The 17454-nt window shown below is 62.9% G+C and carries 19 protein-coding genes; 11 read left to right on the top strand and 8 right to left on the bottom strand.

What is annotated here, in order from left to right:
• Positions 1–3 precede the first annotated feature (3 nt).
• From QEO92_RS20510 to QEO92_RS20500, 3 genes are all read right to left on the bottom strand, one after another.
• Complete coding sequence (locus QEO92_RS20510; protein ID WP_407722145.1) at positions 4–1284, bottom strand: GNAT family N-acetyltransferase; 1281 nt, start codon at positions 1282–1284, stop codon at positions 4–6.
• Entirely contained in the window at positions 1284–2696 is a 1413-nt protein-coding gene (locus QEO92_RS20505; protein ID WP_227704244.1) for a lipopolysaccharide biosynthesis protein, read from the bottom strand. The genes QEO92_RS20510 and QEO92_RS20505 overlap by 1 nt, the downstream gene beginning before the upstream one ends.
• A 95-nt stretch (positions 2697–2791) precedes the next feature.
• Positions 2792–4264: an MFS transporter gene (locus QEO92_RS20500; protein ID WP_227704243.1), complete on the bottom strand. Its 1473-nt coding sequence runs from the start codon at positions 4262–4264 to the stop codon at positions 2792–2794.
• A gap of 143 nt (positions 4265–4407) precedes the next feature.
• Here QEO92_RS20500 and QEO92_RS20495 point away from each other — a divergent pair, with 143 nt between their 5' ends.
• Positions 4408–5325: a LysR family transcriptional regulator gene (locus QEO92_RS20495; RefSeq protein WP_227704242.1), complete on the top strand. Its 918-nt coding sequence runs from the start codon at positions 4408–4410 to the stop codon at positions 5323–5325.
• 13 nt (positions 5326–5338) lie between these two features.
• Here the strand turns inward: QEO92_RS20495 and secA are convergent, their stop codons facing one another.
• On the bottom strand, positions 5339–8050 hold the full coding sequence (gene secA / locus QEO92_RS20490; protein ID WP_227704241.1) for a preprotein translocase subunit SecA: 2712 nt from the start codon (positions 8048–8050) through the stop codon (positions 5339–5341).
• Between the two features lie 250 nt (positions 8051–8300).
• Here secA and QEO92_RS20485 point away from each other — a divergent pair, with 250 nt between their 5' ends.
• The 6 genes from QEO92_RS20485 to QEO92_RS20460 all read left to right on the top strand — a co-directional run bounded on the left by QEO92_RS20485 (position 8301) and on the right by QEO92_RS20460 (position 12584).
• Entirely contained in the window at positions 8301–9176 is an 876-nt protein-coding gene (locus tag QEO92_RS20485; RefSeq protein ID WP_037157144.1) for a peptidylprolyl isomerase, read from the top strand.
• 183 nt (positions 9177–9359) lie between these two features.
• Positions 9360–10601 (top strand): bifunctional glutamate N-acetyltransferase/amino-acid acetyltransferase ArgJ, encoded by a 1242-nt coding sequence (argJ, locus tag QEO92_RS20480; RefSeq protein WP_227704240.1) that lies wholly within the window; start codon positions 9360–9362, stop codon positions 10599–10601.
• A gap of 7 nt (positions 10602–10608) precedes the next feature.
• The gene (locus QEO92_RS20475) at positions 10609–11388 is read left to right on the top strand and encodes a GNAT family N-acetyltransferase (RefSeq protein WP_227704239.1); all 780 of its coding nucleotides are present in this window, start codon (positions 10609–10611) and stop codon (positions 11386–11388) included.
• Entirely contained in the window at positions 11385–11801 is a 417-nt protein-coding gene (gene mutT / locus QEO92_RS20470; RefSeq protein WP_037157150.1) for an 8-oxo-dGTP diphosphatase MutT, read from the top strand. Before QEO92_RS20475 ends, mutT begins: the two co-directional genes overlap by 4 nt.
• A 231-nt stretch (positions 11802–12032) precedes the next feature.
• Positions 12033–12353, top strand: a complete 321-nt coding sequence (locus QEO92_RS20465) for a hypothetical protein (protein ID WP_037157152.1) — start codon at positions 12033–12035, stop codon at positions 12351–12353.
• A 57-nt stretch (positions 12354–12410) separates the two neighbouring features.
• The gene (locus tag QEO92_RS20460) at positions 12411–12584 is read left to right on the top strand and encodes a Flp family type IVb pilin (protein WP_081952981.1); all 174 of its coding nucleotides are present in this window, start codon (positions 12411–12413) and stop codon (positions 12582–12584) included.
• Positions 12585–12590: 6 nt separating this feature from the next.
• Here QEO92_RS20460 and QEO92_RS20455 read toward each other — a convergent pair whose 3' ends face one another.
• Complete coding sequence (locus tag QEO92_RS20455) at positions 12591–13463, bottom strand: methyltransferase domain-containing protein (RefSeq protein WP_037157356.1); 873 nt, start codon at positions 13461–13463, stop codon at positions 12591–12593.
• A 58-nt stretch (positions 13464–13521) separates the two neighbouring features.
• Between QEO92_RS20455 and QEO92_RS20450 the strand changes: the two genes are divergently transcribed.
• The 4 genes from QEO92_RS20450 to QEO92_RS20435 all read left to right on the top strand — a co-directional run bounded on the left by QEO92_RS20450 (position 13522) and on the right by QEO92_RS20435 (position 15914).
• The gene (locus QEO92_RS20450) at positions 13522–14298 is read left to right on the top strand and encodes a ComF family protein (protein WP_227704238.1); all 777 of its coding nucleotides are present in this window, start codon (positions 13522–13524) and stop codon (positions 14296–14298) included.
• Positions 14299–14366: 68 nt separating this feature from the next.
• Entirely contained in the window at positions 14367–14624 is a 258-nt protein-coding gene (gene grxC / locus QEO92_RS20445) for a glutaredoxin 3 (RefSeq protein ID WP_037157154.1), read from the top strand.
• Positions 14625–14634: 10 nt separating this feature from the next.
• Complete coding sequence (locus QEO92_RS20440; RefSeq protein WP_227704237.1) at positions 14635–15489, top strand: carbon-nitrogen hydrolase family protein; 855 nt, start codon at positions 14635–14637, stop codon at positions 15487–15489.
• Positions 15486–15914, top strand: coding sequence for a DUF1178 family protein (locus tag QEO92_RS20435; protein ID WP_037157158.1), 429 nt, complete (start codon positions 15486–15488; stop codon positions 15912–15914). Before QEO92_RS20440 ends, QEO92_RS20435 begins: the two co-directional genes overlap by 4 nt.
• Positions 15915–16055: 141 nt before the next feature.
• Here the strand turns inward: QEO92_RS20435 and QEO92_RS20430 are convergent, their stop codons facing one another.
• The 3 genes from QEO92_RS20430 to ubiG form a co-directional block, all read right to left on the bottom strand.
• Positions 16056–16223: a type II toxin-antitoxin system RelE/ParE family toxin gene (locus QEO92_RS20430; protein WP_265105717.1), complete on the bottom strand. Its 168-nt coding sequence runs from the start codon at positions 16221–16223 to the stop codon at positions 16056–16058.
• A gap of 127 nt (positions 16224–16350) precedes the next feature.
• Positions 16351–16614 carry a ribbon-helix-helix domain-containing protein gene (locus QEO92_RS20425; RefSeq protein WP_037157160.1) on the bottom strand — a complete coding sequence of 88 codons (264 nt, stop codon included), beginning with the start codon at positions 16612–16614 and terminating at the stop codon, positions 16351–16353.
• A 63-nt stretch (positions 16615–16677) separates the two neighbouring features.
• Complete coding sequence (gene ubiG, locus QEO92_RS20420) at positions 16678–17424, bottom strand: bifunctional 2-polyprenyl-6-hydroxyphenol methylase/3-demethylubiquinol 3-O-methyltransferase UbiG (protein ID WP_037157357.1); 747 nt, start codon at positions 17422–17424, stop codon at positions 16678–16680.
• Positions 17425–17454: the final 30 nt, after the last annotated feature.

The following is a 17454-nucleotide window of genomic DNA, read 5'->3' as shown; positions in this document are numbered from 1 at the left end:
ATTTCAGTCTCCGCGGCCGGCGATCGACAGGATCTTCTCTCTCAGGATACGGGCCATGTTGCGGGTGTTGCGATAGCGGTGAAGCTGGGCGGCCACCTGACGCACGTCGCGGTCGCCGTTCTGGTTGAGCCCGATGACCAGAGTGCCCATTTCCTCGCGCTCTTCCCAGAACCGGCTCATGATCGGATGGTCCGGTACGGCGCAGCTATCGGTACGCATGATGTTGGCATCTTCCAGATGCCATTCGGTGAGCTTGATCATCAGGAGCTTGCCTGGCGAGTAGGAGGCAAAATCCTCGTCATAGGCCGTCTTCCAGGTATAGGCCTCGCCGGCCATGACGAAGACGATGAGCGAGGCAATGGCGCGGCCGTCGAAATCGACGGTATGGATACGCACCGCGTCGACCTCGGCAAGGTTGGTGATCGCCTCGCGGGCGAAGGCCGAACGGTATCGGTCGTTGATGAGCGCCGAGCGGCGCCGACCCTTCCAGCCCTTGGCTTCGAGCAGAAGGAACTCTTCCATGCGCAACCGGACCTCTTCCGGCTGGCGCGCGACGGAATAGGCGAGCTTCCCCTTGGTTTCCAGTTTGCGCCAGAGGCGGCGCATCTCACGCACGTGATGCGGGGAGATCGCGTGCTTCAGGTAGGTCTCGCCGTCAGCCAAGCTCTCCAGCATCGGTCTCTGGAACGGATCGGTCACGGTGACCGGCAGGTTCCGGCTGATGGCGACCGCCTTGGCAAGCTGCGCGAAGCGGCCGTTGAGCCGCACGTCCGGCAGCACGAGCACGGAAGGAAGCCGCGCCTCCCGCAGGGCCAGAGCTTCCAGGAGGTTGTCGATCGTCTCGGCCGCATCTTCGGCATCGACGAGCGGGGTGCCGAGCGGGCCGAACGGGTTTGCCCAGGTGCGGATGATCGACGCGCCGATCGAGAATCCGGGTCTTTCGATCGTAAAGGGCATCAGCAGCCGGAGCCGGCTGCGGTTGTTGCTCTCGTCGCGGATCAGCGCCAGGTGCACCTGCTTGTCATCGACGCGCGGCATCGCGGGGGCCAGCAGCCGGGCCGAGAAGAAGATGTTCGGTTCCATGGCGCGGTTCGACAGGAATTCGAGCTCTTCCTGCAGATCGTAGCCGAGCGCTGCGGGATAGAGGCAGAGCTCGCGCCCCGGGCGGCCGACACGCAGGCGGGTATCGGCATCGGGACGTTCGGTACGGAAAGTCCGGATTGCGGAAAGCCCACCGCTGCCATTGCCTTCGAATTCGCCGCTGATCGGAGGTTGGGCCATGATCATGATGCCTTTGAAGGAACGGAGGTCATGGGGCCGGCGAAGGCGAAGAGCACGATGCCGAGCGTCCGGCGGACGGCAACATGCAGCAGGATGGCCTCGACCATCATCGCGGCGGCTGTCGCCATGGCGGCCCCGGTGAGGCCGAGCAGCGGGATCAGCACTATGTTGAGGCCGATGCTCACCGCAAGGGTTGCGGCGTAGAGCAACACGCAGAGGTTCTGGCGACCGGCCATGCTGAGCAGCACTTCGCCGGGACCGACCATCGATTTGGCGAGAATACCGGCGAACAGGATCGCCATCAGCGGGTATCCGGCCGTGAAGCCGGGGCCGAAGAGCGAGAGCAGCATTTCGCCGGCTGCAAGGGCGCAAAGGCCGATCGCAAGCGACGGCCAGAAGCTCCAGCGGGTGGTCTGGCCGGCAAAGGCGGCGAGTGCGGTCATGTCCTCCTCAGCCATGATCGCGGAAAAGCGGGGGCCGGCGGCGGCCTTGATCGAGAAATAGACGAACTGGACCAGCACGATGGTCTTGGCGGCGGCATAATAGATGCCGACCTGATCCGGCGGCAGGTAAAGGCCGACAACCACGACATCGGCATTGGTCAGCAGGAAGCCGATGCCGTCGACCAGGAAAAGCGGCAGCGAATAGCGGAACCAGGCAGCCGTCTCGAACTTCCCCGGGCCGGTGCCGTATTCCCGGCGCAGCCGCAATGTCAGGCGCAGGAGCTGCGAAAGCGTCGTGACATAGGTTGCGGCAAGTGCCGCCTGCATGGCAGTGACAGCCGTGTGCGGCGCGCCGAGCCAGAGAGCGAGAAGCATGAAGGCAAGAATCAGCGTGGGCCGGATCAGATAGGTGGGGCTCAGCGCCGTCGCTGTCCAACCGTTCGAGCGCGCGGTTCCGTCCAGCACGTCTCCCAGCGCAATCATCGGTATGGTGAAAAATGAGAGCGCGACCGGAATGAGGTAATAGGGTTCGATCCTCTCGCCGAATATATACAGGAAAAGAAAGCCGAGGCCCGCGACCGTGCTCGCCGAGGCAAGCGCCACGAGGCGGACAGCGAGGTTGAGGCCGCGCACCGTCGCCATCTCGCCCCGCGCTTTGTGCTGGTGCAGGAAGCGGATGACGGAGGTGTGGAAGCCGAGGCAGGACAGGTTGCCGGCGAGCACGACCAGAACCCAGACGAAAGCGAAGATGCCGTATTCGAATTCGCCCATCAGGCGGGCAAGAACGATCTGCGAGACGAAGGCGATGGCGGCACTGGCGACACGGATGACGAAGGCGGTGAGTGCCTGCCGCTGGGCGCGGCTCGTTTCGTTGTCATCCGTGATGATCGCGTCGAGCTTGCGTGTCAGCGGGGCGAGCCGGGCACGCAAGCCAGGCGGAAGCAATCTCTCCGCTGTTTCGATAACCGCCATGATGGGCACGCAATACTCGTAACGACGACGGGAACAATGGCGGAAAGTGTTGCCACAGCAGGGTTAAGAAAGGGTTCGCCGGGCCGTCAAAGTATTCACGATCTTCCGCTCGGGTCGCGGCTTTCGACCCGGCCGGCCGCAGGGCTGTAGCCGATCAATGCAAGCGCCAGCGCGGCGACAACGAGCCCGGTGGCGATGGCAAAGGCCGATCGCATGCCCGTGGCTACGGCCCCGGGAGAGGCGGTGCCAATATCTGCGCCGGTGGTGGCGGCAAATACCGCCCCCATGACCGAAGCGCCGGTCGTGAGGCCGAGATTGCGGGACAGGTTGAGCATGCCCGAAATCACGCCCCTCTCCCCGGAGTGGATATCGGCCATAACGGCCGTGTTGTTGGCCGCCTGGAAGAGTGCATAGCCCATCGTCGTGACGATGACCGGGAGAAGATAGCCTGGGATGCGGTACGTTGCCGGCAGGGTTGCGAGCAGGCAGACCCCGGCAGCCATGCCGGTCAGCCCGATGATGGTCGCCGAGCGTGCGCCGAAACGATCGGTGATGCGGCCGGCCGGGATGCCCGTCAGCGCCGAAACGACCGGCCCGGCCGAAAGTACGAGCCCCACCCCGGCCGCATCGAGGCCAAGTGCGTGCGACAGATAGAAAGGACCGACCACCAGCGTCGTCATGATGACCGCCGAAATAATCGCGCTCATCGCCAGGCCAGAGCTCAGAGCGGCATTGCGCAGCATCGACAAGCGCAGCAGCGGTGACCGGGTTTTCGCTTCGGCGAGAACGAAGAGGCCAAGCCCGGCGAACGCTGCCACGAGCAGCCCGACATTGAGGGGGCCGAAGCGACCTTTGCCCATGGTCATCGCCAGGGCGTAGGCCGCGAGTGTTGCGGCAAGCAGAAGTGTTCCCGTGCCGTCGAAGCCCGGGTGCGGTTCGGATCTTTCCTTGTGGTCATCGGGCAGATGCCGACGAATGAGAAGAATGGCTGTGACGCCGACCGGCACATTGACAAGGAAGATCGCCGGCCAGCCTGCCGTCGCGATGAGGATGCCGCCGAGAGAAGGCCCGAGAGCCGTTCCGACGGCCGACATGGTTCCGAGCAATCCCATCGCGCTGCCGGTTTTCGCTTTCGGCACGATATCCGCGACAGACGCCATGGCAAGCGCCATCATGATGGCGGCGCCAGCGCCCTGCGCCGCACGGGCGGCGATCAGAATGACGAGTGTGGGAGCGGTGCCGCAGAGGATCGAGGCGATGGTGAACAGCGCGATTCCGGAGAGAAGAAGCCGGCGTCTGCCAATCATGTCGCCTAGCCTGCCGGCGCCGACGATGAGCGTCGTGATGGAGAGGAGATAGGCCAGCAGCACCCATTGCACGTCCTGGAAGGAGGCAGAGAACGCCTGCGCGAGCGTCGGCAGGGCGACATTCGCGCTGCTCGTGCCGAGCGACGACAACAAGATCGAGAGCGACAGAGCGGCAAGCGCCTTCCGGCTCGTAGGAATATTTTCTGCCGTGCCCGTCGCGGGGTTCGGTGTTGCGGCGTTCGGTGTGGTGGTCGGTGACATCTCCAAGGCTCCGTTCTGCCGCCTGCATGGTCGGCGCGGCAAATCTAGCCTCAGGCATATCGTGGCGGAACGCGCATCATTTGCATTTTATTCGTGCATCTGACGCCATATCATTCGGCGAGGTCCGTGCTATTGTCCGGCGTATGTCGCATCCGGACCTCAACCTGCTTGTCACCCTTGATGCGCTGCTTGCGGAAGGCAGCGTGGCCCATGCCGCCAGGCGGCTCGGACTCAGCCCTTCGGCCATGAGCCGGGCGCTGGCGCGATTGCGGGAGGCGACGGGCGATCCGCTGCTGGTGAGGGCAGGACGCGGTCTCGTTCCGACGCCAAGGGCGCTCGAACTCAGCGAGCGCGTCGGCCTGCTTCTCGAAGAGGTCGAGGCGGTGCTGCGGCCGGCTGAGGCACTCGATCTTTCAAAGCTGACCCGGACGTTCACGCTTCGCGCAAGCGACGGTTTCGTAGAGAATTTCGGTCCGGATCTCATTGCCCGCGTGAACCGGGAAGCGCCCGGCGTGCGGCTCCGCTTCGTGCCGAAGCAGGACAAGGACAGCGGTCCCTTGCGCGACGGCAGCATCGACATGGAGACCGGCGTAATCGGCAAGGCTACCGGTCCCGAGGTTCGGGTGCAGGCATTGTTCAGCGACCGCTTCGTCGGCGTCGTTCGTGCAGACCATCCGCTGAGCGCCGGTCAAATAACGCCGTCCCGCTATGCCGCGGCCAGACACGTGCTCGTCTCTCGGCGCGGTTCCGAGAAAGGCTATCTGGACGATATCCTTGAAATTCAGGGGATCAGGCGAGAGATCGGGACGATGGTCGGCGGTTTTGCCGCGGCGCTGGCCCTTGCTCGGGCATCGGATATGGTCGCCACGGTTCCCGAACGCCATACGCGTGATCTGCGGGCGGATATGTTCAGCTTTGCCCTTCCGGTACCGGTGCCGGAGATCACGATATCGCTCTTCTGGCATCCGAGGATGGATGCCGATCCGGCGCATCGCTGGCTGCGTGGCTGTGTGAGGGACGTCTGCGCCGCTTCGGCGGGGCAAGGCCGCGCCGAAGCTTAAGCCCAGCCGGGCCTCACACCTGCTCGAACGCGCCGTGGCAGTGCTTGTATTTCTTGCCTGATCCGCAGGGGCAGGGCTCGTTGCGGCCGATCTTGCCCCAGGTGGAGGGGTCTTCCGGCCGGCGGTCCTGCGGCGCCGCAAGGAAGTTCTCGCCGTCGAGGCCGCTCACCTCATCCATGCCGGTCGTGGCATCGAGATGATGCGCTTCGAAAACCGGCGGCGGTTCCGGCGGCTGCGGGTTCTGCACCAGTTCGACGCGCATCATCTGTGCCGTCACCGCCTCGCGGAGGTTGGCAAGCAGCGCCTGGAAAAGCTCGAAGGCTTCCGCCTTGTATTCCTGCAGCGGGTCGCGCTGGGCATAGCCGCGGAAACCGATCACCGAGCGCAAGTGGTCGAGGTTGACGATGTGCTCGCGCCAGAGATGGTCCAGCGTCTGCAGCAGCACGGAGCGCTCGACATAGTTCATGATATCCGCACCGAAGCGTTCGCGGCGATCAGCGGCGGCCTGGTCGGCCGCTTGCGTGATGCGTTCGCGGATATCGTCCTCGCCGATGCCCTCTTCCTTGACCCAGTCTTCGATCGGCAGGTCGAGGTTCAGGAGGCGTCCGGCATCCTCGCGCAGGCCTGCCGCATTCCACTGTTCGGCATAGGCCCTTTCGGGGATGTGCTTGGCAACGATGACCTCGATCACCTCGTTGCGCATATCCTCGACGATCTCGGACACGTCTTCCGAATCCATCATTTCGATGCGCTGTTCGAAGATCACCTTGCGCTGGTCATTGGTGACGTCGTCGTATTTCAGAAGGTTCTTACGGATGTCGAAGTTGCGGGCTTCGACCTTCTTCTGGGCGCGCTCGAGCGCCTTGTTGATCCAGGGATGGACGATCGCTTCGCCTTCCTTCAGACCGAGCTTCTGCAGCATGCCGTCCATACGGTCGGAGCCGAAGATGCGCATCAGGTCGTCCTGGAGGGACAGGTAGAATTTCGAGCGGCCCGGGTCACCCTGGCGGCCGGAACGGCCGCGCAACTGATTGTCGATACGGCGGCTTTCATGGCGCTCGGTGGCGATGACGTAGAGACCGCCGGCGGCCAATGCTTTTTCCTTGAGGCTCTTCACTTCCTCGCGGATCGCCGCTTCCTTCGCCCGGCGCTCGGCCTCATCCTCAATGCCTTCGAGCTCGCGTTCGAGGCGCATCTCGACATTGCCGCCGAGCTGGATGTCGGTGCCGCGGCCGGCCATGTTGGTGGCGATCGTGACCGCGCCCGGCACGCCGGCCTGCGACACGATATAGGCTTCCTGCTCGTGATAGCGGGCGTTCAGCACCTGGAACTTATCGAAGCCCGACTGGCGCAGCAGGTTGGCGAGCAGTTCGGACTTCTCGATCGAGGTCGTGCCAACGAGCACCGGCTGGCCGCGCTCGTGGGCGGCCTTGATTTCTTCGATGATCGCCTTGAACTTCTCCTCGAAGGTCCGGTAGACCTCGTCGTCCTCGTCGATGCGGGCGATCGGAAGATTGGTCGGGACTTCGACCACTTCGAGCTTATAGATGTTGCCGAACTCTTCCGCTTCCGTCGAAGCCGTACCGGTCATCCCGGCGAGCTTTGAATACATGCGGAAATAGTTCTGGAAGGTGATCGAGGAGAGCGTCTGGTTCTCCGGCTGGATCTGCACCTTTTCCTTGGCTTCGAGCGCCTGATGCTGGCCTTCCGAATAGCGGCGGCCCGGCATCATGCGGCCCGTGAACTCGTCGATGATGACGATCTCGCCGTTGCGGACGATGTAATCCTTGTCGCGGGTGAAGAGCTTGTGGGCCTTCAGAGCGTTGTTGATGTGATGGACGATCGCGACATTTTCGACGTCGTAGAGGGCTTCGCCCTTCAAGAGCCCGGCCTGGCGCAGCAGGTTTTCCAGCTTTTCCGTGCCGACTTCCGAGAAGTTGGCGGAACGCTGCTTCTCGTCGATCTCATAGTCTTCCGGCGTGAGTTGCGGAATGAAGGCGTCGATGGTGTTGTAGAGGTCGGAACGGTCGTCGAGCGGGCCGGAGATGATCAGCGGCGTGCGGGCCTCATCGACCAGGATTGAGTCCACTTCGTCGACGATCGCATAGTTGTGGCCGCGCTGGACCATCTGCGCGCGCTCGTATTTCATGTTGTCGCGCAGATAATCGAAGCCGAGCTCGTTGTTGGTGGCGTAAGTGATGTCGCAGGCATAGGCCGCGCGGCGTTCCTCGTCGTCGAGACCGTGGACGATGACGCCGGTCGTCAGGCCGAGGAAGCCGTAAAGCCGGCCCATCGTCGTTGCGTCGCGGCGGGCGAGGTAATCGTTGACGGTCACGACGTGGACGCCCTTGCCGGCGAGCGCGTTCAGATAGACGGGCAGCGTCGCCACCAGCGTCTTGCCTTCGCCGGTCTTCATCTCGGCGATCGCGCCATCATGAAGGATCATGCCGCCCATCAACTGCACATCGAAGGGCCGCATGCCGAGCACCCGGCGCGAGGCTTCACGCACCACGGCAAAGGCGGGGATCAGGATGTCGTCCAGCGTCTTGCCTTCGGCCAGCAGCTTCCTGAATTCCGCCGTCTGGGCGGCAAGCTGCTCATCGGAGAGAGCCTTGGTCTTCTCCTCGATTGCGTTAATCGCGTCGATCCTCGGCGTGTAGCCGCGCAGGCGGCGATCGTTTGCCGAACCGAACAATTTGCGGGCGATGCCGCCAAGGCTGACCATACGAATGGTCCTTTCTGAATCAGTTCTCTCGGGATCGCGGGCCGGGCGGCCCATCATCATCCGATGACGACAAAATGACCCGCCACGCCCGGAAACTCTTCTGGACGCAAAGTTGCGTGACAGATAAGAGGGGGGTCGAATGATGTCAACGGTGGCGGCCGATACAGAATGGCCACATTCCGGTGTTTGTGAAGGTTTTCCGGCCGGAATCAGGCATTCTGAAACCGGTGCCCTATTGAAAGGTGAATTGATGTTGCGCCACAAATTTCTCGTAACGGCCGCGCTCGCTGCTGCAATCTTCTCCCAGGCTCCGGTGTTTGCGGCGGAAGATCCGGTCGTGGCGAAGGTCGGCAGCCTGGAAATCCGCCAGTCGGAACTCGACCTGGCCGTCCAGAACCTCGACCCGCAGCTTGCCCAGCTTCCGGACGAGCAGAAGAAAGTCGCCGCCCTTTCCGGCGCCATCGACGTCAAGCTTCTCGCATCGGGTGCGATCGCCGAAGGCATCAAGGATACGGACGATTTCAAGAAGCGGATGGCCTATATCGGCGACCGTGAACTTCATAACGCCTATTTCCGCAAGCATGTCATCGATGCCGTCACCCCGGAAGAGGTGAAGGCCCGTTACGACAAGGAAATCGCCTCTATCCCGAAGCAGGAAGAGGTGCATGCCCGTCACATCCTGGTGAAGACGGAAGACGAGGCGAAGGCGGTCATCGCCGATCTCGACGCCGGCAAGGATTTTGCCGAGATCGCCAAGGAAAAGTCGCAGGATTCCAACAAGGACGAAGGCGGTGATCTTGGCTGGTTCGGCCCCGGCCGCATGGTTCCGGAATTCGAGGAAGCCGCTTTCGCCCTCGAAAAGGGCGCCTACACGAAGACCCCCGTCAAGACGCAGTTCGGCTTCCATGTCATCAAGGTCGAAGACAAGCGTGACGCTCCCCCGCCGGCCCTCGAACAGGTCGAGGACCAGGTCAAGCAGCTCGTGATGCGTGACAAGTATGTGGCGCTGATCGAGAAGGCCAAGAGCGAGCAGAAGGTCGAGATCGTCGATGAGGCCCTCAAGAAGGGCTATGATGAAGTCAACAAGATGCAGGGTGCAAGCGACGCCCCGGCTCCGAAGCCGTAAGGATTAAGGATAAGGAGTCCATCTTCCCCTCGAGGTGGAGACCTCCGCATTTATCCGTCATCCTCGGGCTTGTCCCGAGGATCTATCCACTATCATGAAGGGCAGCAGATCCTCGGGACAAGCCCGAGGATGACGTCGAGCAGGTAGTCCAGCTTCGACTTTCAATTGAACCAAGGTCTAGCCATGTCCGCTTCCGTTTCGCCGCTCGCCCCTAAATCCTATCCCGACATGCCGCCATTGCGCGGTGTGCGCATGGCGACCGCCGCCGCCGGGATCAAGTACAAGAACCGCACCGATGTGCTGCTGATGGTTTTCGACCGGCCGGCCGCGGTGGCGGGCGTCTTCACGCGGTCCAAGTGCCCTTCCGCGCCGGTGGATTTCTGTCGCGCCAACCTGCCGCACGGGATCGCTCGCGCGGTCGTCGTCAATTCCGGCAATGCCAATGCATTCACCGGCATCAAGGGCAAGGCCGCGACGGCACTGACCGCGAAATCCGCGTCGCAAGCCGTCGGCTGCGGCGAGAACGAGGTCTACCTCGCTTCGACCGGCGTTATCGGCGAACCGCTGGATGCGACGAAATTCGCAGGCGTGCTCGGCGACATGAACAGGACCGCCGCCGGCGACTTCTGGCAGGAAGCGGCCAAGGCGATCATGACCACCGACACCTACCCGAAGGTCGCGACCCGCACCGCGGAGATCGGCGGCGTGAAGGTGACGATCAACGGCATCGCCAAGGGGGCCGGGATGATCGCGCCGGACATGGCGACGATGCTCTCCTTCGTGGTGACCGATGCGGACATCGCCTCGCCGGCCTTGCAGACCCTGCTTGCCGCGGGCGTCGGCCCGAGCTTCAACTCCGTCACGGTGGACAGCGATACTTCGACTTCCGATACTCTGATGCTGTTTGCGACGGGTGCTGCCGCCGATGACGGTCAGGTCCGCGTCGAGAGCGCGGACGATCCGCGTCTTCAAAGCTTCCGCGCCGCGCTCGACGATCTGCTCAAGGATCTGGCGCTGCAGGTCGTGCGGGATGGCGAAGGCGCCCGCAAGATGGTCGAGATCACCGTGACCGGCGCCGAGAGCGATGCGGCCGCGAAAGTGATCGCGCTGTCGATCGCCAACTCGCCGCTGGTCAAGACGGCGATCGCCGGCGAGGACGCCAACTGGGGCCGCGTCGTGATGGCCGTCGGCAAATCCGGTGAGATGGCCGACCGCGACCGGCTGGCGATCTGGTTCGGCGACGTGCGGGTCGCCGTCGAGGGCGAGCGCGATCCCAGCTATTCCGAAGCTGCCGCCACCGCCGTCATGAGGCAACAGGACATTCCTGTGAAAGTCGATCTCGGCCTCGGCAACGGCACGGCGACCGTCTGGACTTGCGACCTCACCAAGGAATATGTCGCTATCAACGGCGACTACCGGAGCTGATCATTTGATGCAGGCATCATCTCCGCAGAGCAATCTGCCCCTGGTTCGCCGGCTGGAGGCCGTGGGCTTCCGGGCCTGGCCGGCGGCTTCCGTCGTCTATGACGGGAGCTGGCAGGTACGGCTCACCGGCGGCCATCCATCCAAACGGCTGAATTGCATCGTCCCGCTCGATCCTTCCGATCATCGCGATATGGAGCAGCGGCTCGAAAGGGCACGCAAGCGGTTCGAGAGCTATGGCCGGCCGCTCATCGTCCGCGAGACGCCGCTCGCTCCTCCCGTCCTCATCGACCACATCAAGGCGGACGGATGGCGGATGTTCGAGACGGTCGACGTGCTGACCGTCGACCTGACGGCCTTGGCACTGCCCGATACGCTCGACTACCTGCCGAGTCACGACATCGGCCGGTTCATCGACGCCAGCCTTGCTGTTGAAGGCGAAAGCATCGCGCTGAAGCCGGCGCTTGCCGAAATCCTCTCGGCGATCAAGCCGCCGTCAGGCTTCTTCATGAAAGAAGATCCGGCGAATGGCGCGGTCGCCGTGGCGCTCTGCGTGCAAGATAACGATCTGGCCGGCATCATGTCTTTTGCCGTGGCGGAAGCCCACCGGCGGGAAGGCATCGGCACGCAGATCCTGTCTTCGGCATTGCGCTGGGCCCGCATCAGCGGTGCGCGGCAGGCCTGGCTACAGGTCGTCTCCACCAACGCGACGGCGCTGGCGCTCTACCGGAAATTCGGCTTTCGCAAGGCCTACGAATACCGTTACTGGTGGCGGGAAGGACGAGGATGAGCAGCGAAACACCCCGCAAGCTGGTGCTGGTCGCGGCCTGCGCGCTGATCGATGCCGACGGGCGCATCCTGCTGGCGCAGCGCCCGGAGGGCAAGACGCTCGCCGGCCTCTGGGAATTTCCCGGCGGCAAGGTCGAGCCGGGCGAAACGCCGGAGGAAACGCTGGTGCGCGAGCTCGAGGAAGAGCTCGGCATCACCACCAAAATCCCCTGCCTTGCGCCGCTCACCTTCGCCAGCCACACCTATGAGACCTTCCATCTTCTGATGCCGCTTTATATCTGCCGGCGTTTCGAGGGCATCCCGACCGGTCGGGAAGGCCAGGCGATCAAATGGGTCAGGCCGAACGCGCTACGCGACTACCCCATGCCGCCGGCCGACGAGCCGCTGATCCCCATTCTTCAGGACCTGCTATAGAGCGCCGTGCGTCCATTCGGACGCACAAAGGACGCTTTAAATTGTTGAATCTACGCATCGTGCTTTCCGAAAATCGATTCCGACCTTCGGGCCGATGCTGTAGGTCGCTGCCGCGGCTCAATCGTTCAAATTAGAATGACCGAATTCACTCGTTGTTAAGGGATCGTTTAGCCGCGTGTGATATTTTCAGGCCTCATCATCTGGTAACCGCGTTGACGAGGCTATGAAGGCATGGACGAGGAATTCTGGAAAACCGTGCGAGGCCGGCAACAGGCGCGGCACAGTTTCGGCAGGACCGGCGCGCTCAACATCGCACTCCTGTTCGGCACGGCTGCCATCGCTCTTTCCCTGATCATCACGCCGATGCTGGCGGGCCGCAATCACGAGCGTCAGCTGGGGCAGATTCAGGATGACTTCGACCTGATCACCACGGGCTCCATCAAACCGGCCGAAAAGAGCACGAAACATTATACAATTCGCCGTAGTGTCCTGCAGGAGACACCGGGCACGGTCTGCATCGTCGAGGGCTACGGAGCCGGTAGCGACTGCTGAAGCCGGAGCCGTTTTCAGGCGCCTGGATTCGTCCATTCCAGGCCCGAAGGATAATTGATGCGCCTTTTCAGCTCTCTCTTTAAGGATAACAGCGGCGCGACGGCCGTGGAATACGGCCTGCTCATTTCGATCCTGGCACTGACCCTGTTTGTCGCATTGGGCGATTACTACGAGTTGATGAACAATATGTTCGGCGGGATTGCCGATGCCTACGAGGACGCTACGCCTTAGAGCGAGCTACTCCGTCCCTCCGCGCAGGGCGTCTGCCAGCCGCATCCTGGCGGACCCCGGTTTCAGGGGCTGCTGCTGGCTTTCGTGCGGCGACCAGCCTGAGGCGTAGATGATCGAGAAAGTCGCGCGGATGCGGCCGTCCGGATCGGAATAGCGCTCGGCATAGATCTCCGCCGCCCTCACGAAGAAGCGCCTTGTCACCGGCACGCGGCTGCGGCCGGCGAGCGGGTTCGTCATGCCCATGGCACGCAGATCCCGCATCAGCGGAAAGAGCGAGTCGTAGCGCACCGTATAGGTCTCGATATCGACCACCGGCAGCGTGAAGCCGGCGCGCTGCAGAAGGCCCCCGACATCCCGGACATCGGCGAAGGGGATGACGCGCGGGCTTGCACCGCCCAGCAATTCCGCTTCGGCCGACAACAGGACGTCACGCAGTTCGGAAAGGGTCCCCACGCCGGGGATGGCGGCCAGAAAAAGCCCGTCCGGCTTCAGCGCACGGCGGAAGCGGATCAGCGTACCGGGCGTATCGTTGACAAGGTGCAGCGCCAGCGGCGACAGCACCAGGTTGACGGATTCCGGTTCCAGCGGCACGTCCTCCCAGGGAGCGGCCGTCACCGTCTCGCCATCTCCGGCGAAGGCCTCACTGGTTTCGATACGGCGCATGACACCGATCTTGCCGGTCGCCAGCGCATCACGGGCGGCGATGCCGGTGCCGCCATGCAGCTCGACGGCGGTTTCGAACCGGCGCTCGACGACGGCGAGGCGATCCGCGAGCTCGCGGCCGGCGATCTCCAGGAGGAAGGCGGCCTTGTGATCCCCACCGGCGAAGGCGCGTTCGCGCCTTGCCTCGATCAGCCGTTCATCGAAAAGAATTTCCATCGTATCAAACCCGTATCCTGCCGTCGCAAAGGCTCTCTTCATGCGCTAAAGTCAACCCATGTCCGCCGAGCCGAGCGCCAATGCCCTTCGATTTGTAGCATCGTTTGCCGCAGGGTGGACGAGATGGCTTACCGATCTCGTCTATCCGCCGGTCTGTCCCGGCTGCGGGGTCAGCACTGGGGCGCATGGCGGGTTCTGCCCCGCCTGCTGGCAGGAGATCCGCTTCATCGAACGGCCCTATTGCGAGGTGCTCGGCCTGCCGTTCTCCTACGATCCGGGAGAGGGCATGCTGTCGGCCGAGGCGATCGCAAACCCGCCCGTCTTCGACCGGCTGCGGTCCGCCGCGATCTTCGAGGGACCGGCGCGCGACCTCGTGCATTCGCTGAAATACCGGGACCGCACCGACCTTGCCCCGATGATGGCCGGCCTGATGCTGCGCGCCGCCGAAGACCATGTGGCAAAATCGGACGGTATCCTGCCGGTTCCGCTCCACCGCTCGCGCTTCGCATCCCGGAAGTTCAACCAGGCGGCCGAACTCGGGCGGCATCTTTCGCAAAAATCCGGCCGGCCGTTCCTGCCGTCGACGCTTGTCCGCGTCAAGCGCACCAGCCGGCAGGTGGGGCTTTCGGCCCGCGCCCGCGAGGACAATGTGCGGGCCGCCTTCCAGGTTGCGCCCGGCCATGAGGCGGATGTTTTCGGCAGGCGCCTGATCCTCATCGACGACGTCTACACGACCGGGGCGACCGTTTCCTCCGCCACCCGTGCGCTGAAGAAGGCAGGTGCCGCGGAGGTTACGGTTTTGACCTTTGCAATGGCCGTTTCCGGGCCTATATGACAGAAGATGACAGTTGACGCGCGGCCTTTTCCCAGCTCCTTCCCATCTGGCGGCGCCCGGAGACATTCATGGCAGATGTGACCATCTATACCCGCGAATATTGCGGCTACTGCGCCCGCGCGAAGGCTTTGCTCGAGTCCAAGGGCATCAAGTATACCGAGCATGATGCAACCTATTCCAGGGAACTGCGTGAGGAAATGATCCAGAAGGCCAACGGCCGTTCGACCTTCCCGCAGATCTTCATCAACGGGACGCATGTCGGCGGCTGCGACGACCTTCATGCGCTCGACCGGGCCGGCAAGCTGGACCCGATGCTGGCAGCGTGAGGACAGGGCGATGACGTTCAAGGCAGCAGCGATCCAGATGTGCTCCGGCGTTGATCCGCAGAAGAACGCCGCCGACATGGTCCGGCTGGTGCGCGAGGCGGCGGCGCATGGCGCGACCTATATCCAGACACCGGAAATGACCGGCGCTCTGCAGCGGGACCGCAAGGCGATGCGCGACATCCTGCGCGACGAGACGAATGACATCATCGTTTCGACCGCCCGCAACCTCGCCGGCGAACTCGGCATTCATCTGCATATCGGATCGACGGCGATCGCAAGGGACGACGGCAAGATCGCCAACCGCGCCTTGCTCTTCGCACCCGGAGGCCGGCTGGTTGCGACCTATGACAAGATCCACATGTTCGATGTCGATCTCGACAACGGCGAAAGCTGGCGCGAGAGCTCGGCCTACGAGCCGGGCGTCGCAGCACGGGTTGCCGACCTGCCGTTCGGCAGGCTCGGCTTCGCGATCTGCTACGACGTGCGTTTCCCGCAGCTTTTCCGCGCCGAGGCGCTCGTCGGCGCCGAGATCCTGACCGTGCCCGCCGCCTTCACCCGCCAGACGGGCGAGGCCCATTGGGAGATTCTGCTGCGCGCCCGCGCCATCGAAAACGGCGCCTTCGTGATCGCCGCCGCCCAGGCAGGGGTTCATGAAGACGGCCGCGAGACCTTCGGCCATTCGATGATCGTCGATCCCTGGGGTAAGGTGCTGGCATCCGCCGGCGGCACCGGCGAGGCGGTGGTGCTTGCGGAGATCGACATCGATGCGGTAAAGGCCGCACGCGTCAAAATCCCCAATCTCAGGAATGCCCGCGAATTCGCGCTGGACACTGTGTCCGATGTGGCGGGAGGTGTTGCCGCTTGATCAAGTATACGCTGACCTGTGAAAATGCTCATACGTTCGAGGGCTGGTTCTCCGAAAGTGCCGATTTCGATCGCCAGGTCGAAAGCGGCTTTCTCACCTGTCCGGTCTGCAATTCCCCCTCGATCTCCAAAACGCTGATGGCGCCCGCCGTTTCGACGGCGCGCAAAAAGGAAGAGAAACAGGCGATGGTCATGGACCTTGCCCGCCAGGAGGCGATGGCAAAGCTCAAGCAGGCGGTCGCCGAGATCAAGGCCAATGCGGAGGACGTGGGCGAGAAATTCCCCGAGGAGGCCCGCAAGATCCATTACGGCGAGGCGGATGCGCGCGGCATCATCGGCCAGGCGAGCCTTAGCGAGGTGCGCGATCTTCTCGAAGAGGGCATCGAGGTGGCGCCGATGCCGGTGCTCCCCGAGGACACGAACTGACCTCGTTTCCGCAAGACTTCATTTCAAAGAACCCGAAGGGCTGGATGGAGTGAAATCCGTCCGGTCTTTCGTGTATTCGTCGGGATGAAGTGTAGCAGGGGAATGAGGGGCGGGGATGATCCCTACGGCGAGAAAACGCTCTCAAATTTCCTCGTTGAGGATACGCAGATAATCCCTCGCACCGTGGACGACGCGGAGGATTCTCACGTCCGGGTTTTCTGCTCGATAGAAGATCACATAGGGAGCGAAGACACGCCGGCGAACTCCTGGATGATTTGACAGTTCCAGGATCTCGAAAGCATGGGGCATGCGCGCGAGCTCCAAGCATGCAGTGCGCAGGTCTTCCATATAAGGGATGGCGGGCCAGGATTCTGGTTCAGCAGGTATCGACCGATATCCCTGAGGTCTCCACGCGCTTGGCGAGAGAAGATGACTTTCATCGTGCCAGACGCTTCAGGCCGAGTTCCTCGTAGACACTATCGAAAGCCTCCTCGATCGACATGAACCGACCGGCCTCGATATCGTCGATGCCTTTCTGAAGTTCGGCATCCAGCTGCTCACGCGCGCGCTCAAAGCGTTCGCGAAGTACGGTTTCGATATAGTCGCTGGACGACGCAAAGGAGCCGCGTTCAGTCTGGTCGCGGACAAAATCCTCGATGTCCGGCTCCAGCGTTACTGTGACTTTCACGGCTTCAGCCATCGGTCTCTCCCAAAACGGAACGATGTGAAGATTACCACAGAACCGACGGGCCGTGGAAGCGGATCACGCTGCCCTTTTCGCCAGCAGCATGTAGTTGACGTCCATGTCCGCTGAGAGGTTCCAGCGGTCCTGCAGCGGGTTGAAGAAGACGCCGGTGCGGTGGATGATCTCCATGCCGGCGGCGTGGAGCGGCTTTTCGAGCTCTTCCGGACGCACCAGTTTTTCGTATTGGTGGGTGCCCCTCGGCAGCCAGCGCAGGACGTTTTCCGCCGCAAAGATCGCCAATGCCCCGGCCTTGAAGGTGCGGTTGATGGTGGCGACGAACATCAGCCCGCCGGGGCGGACCATTTTCGCGCAGGTGGTGATGAAGAAATCCACGTCCGCCACATGCTCCACCACTTCCATGTTCAAGACGACGTCGAAGGTTTCGCCCGCTTCGGCAAGCTGTTCGGCGGTGACGGCGCGATAATCAACCGACGTGCCGGTCTCGGCCGCATGGGTGGAGGCGATGCCGATGTTCTTTTCCGACGGGTCGGCGCCGACGACGGTGGCGCCCATGCGGGCGACCGGTTCCGACAGCAGGCCGCCACCGCAGCCGATATCCAGGATGCGGAGGCCGGAAAGCGGCAGGTGGCTTTTCGGGTCACGGCCGAAATTTTCGCAGATGCGGTCTCGCAGATAGGTGAGCCGGACGGGATTGAATTTGTGCAGCGGCCTGAATTTTCCCGTCGGGTCCCACCATTCGGCCGCCATGGCGGAGAACCGGTCGACTTCGCTCTGATCGATGGTGCTGCGGGCGGCTTCTGTCATGATCTTCATCCCTTCGTTTCACTGGTTGAA

Source organism: Neorhizobium petrolearium (genome assembly GCF_029854435.1).
Lineage (GTDB): Bacteria > Pseudomonadota > Alphaproteobacteria > Rhizobiales > Rhizobiaceae > Neorhizobium > Neorhizobium petrolearium.
Note: the sequence above shows the minus strand (reverse complement) of the source record. Positions and strands in the feature narration are given on the sequence as shown.

Bases quoted from the DNA above. Each gene is read 5' to 3' on its own strand.
- QEO92_RS20450 (WP_227704238.1), top strand. From the start codon at position 13,522: ATGTCCGCCGAGCCGAGCGCCAATGCCCTTCGATTTGTAGCATCGTTT.
- QEO92_RS20425 (WP_037157160.1), bottom strand. From the start codon at position 16,614: ATGGCTGAAGCCGTGAAAGTCACAGTAACGCTGGAGCCGGACATCGAG.
- argJ (WP_227704240.1), top strand. From the start codon at position 9,360: ATGTCCGCTTCCGTTTCGCCGCTCGCCCCTAAATCCTATCCCGACATG.
- QEO92_RS20465 (WP_037157152.1), top strand. From the start codon at position 12,033: ATGGACGAGGAATTCTGGAAAACCGTGCGAGGCCGGCAACAGGCGCGG.
- secA (WP_227704241.1), bottom strand. From the start codon at position 8,050: ATGGTCAGCCTTGGCGGCATCGCCCGCAAATTGTTCGGTTCGGCAAAC.
- ubiG (WP_037157357.1), bottom strand. From the start codon at position 17,424: ATGACAGAAGCCGCCCGCAGCACCATCGATCAGAGCGAAGTCGACCGG.
- mutT (WP_037157150.1), top strand. From the start codon at position 11,385: ATGAGCAGCGAAACACCCCGCAAGCTGGTGCTGGTCGCGGCCTGCGCG.
- QEO92_RS20495 (WP_227704242.1), top strand. From the start codon at position 4,408: ATGTCGCATCCGGACCTCAACCTGCTTGTCACCCTTGATGCGCTGCTT.
- QEO92_RS20430 (WP_265105717.1), bottom strand. From the start codon at position 16,223: ATGCCCCATGCTTTCGAGATCCTGGAACTGTCAAATCATCCAGGAGTT.
- QEO92_RS20485 (WP_037157144.1), top strand. From the start codon at position 8,301: ATGTTGCGCCACAAATTTCTCGTAACGGCCGCGCTCGCTGCTGCAATC.
- QEO92_RS20455 (WP_037157356.1), bottom strand. From the start codon at position 13,463: ATGGAAATTCTTTTCGATGAACGGCTGATCGAGGCAAGGCGCGAACGC.
- QEO92_RS20500 (WP_227704243.1), bottom strand. From the start codon at position 4,264: ATGTCACCGACCACCACACCGAACGCCGCAACACCGAACCCCGCGACG.
- QEO92_RS20505 (WP_227704244.1), bottom strand. From the start codon at position 2,696: ATGGCGGTTATCGAAACAGCGGAGAGATTGCTTCCGCCTGGCTTGCGT.
- QEO92_RS20475 (WP_227704239.1), top strand. From the start codon at position 10,609: ATGCAGGCATCATCTCCGCAGAGCAATCTGCCCCTGGTTCGCCGGCTG.
- QEO92_RS20440 (WP_227704237.1), top strand. From the start codon at position 14,635: ATGACGTTCAAGGCAGCAGCGATCCAGATGTGCTCCGGCGTTGATCCG.
- grxC (WP_037157154.1), top strand. From the start codon at position 14,367: ATGGCAGATGTGACCATCTATACCCGCGAATATTGCGGCTACTGCGCC.
- QEO92_RS20460 (WP_081952981.1), top strand. From the start codon at position 12,411: ATGCGCCTTTTCAGCTCTCTCTTTAAGGATAACAGCGGCGCGACGGCC.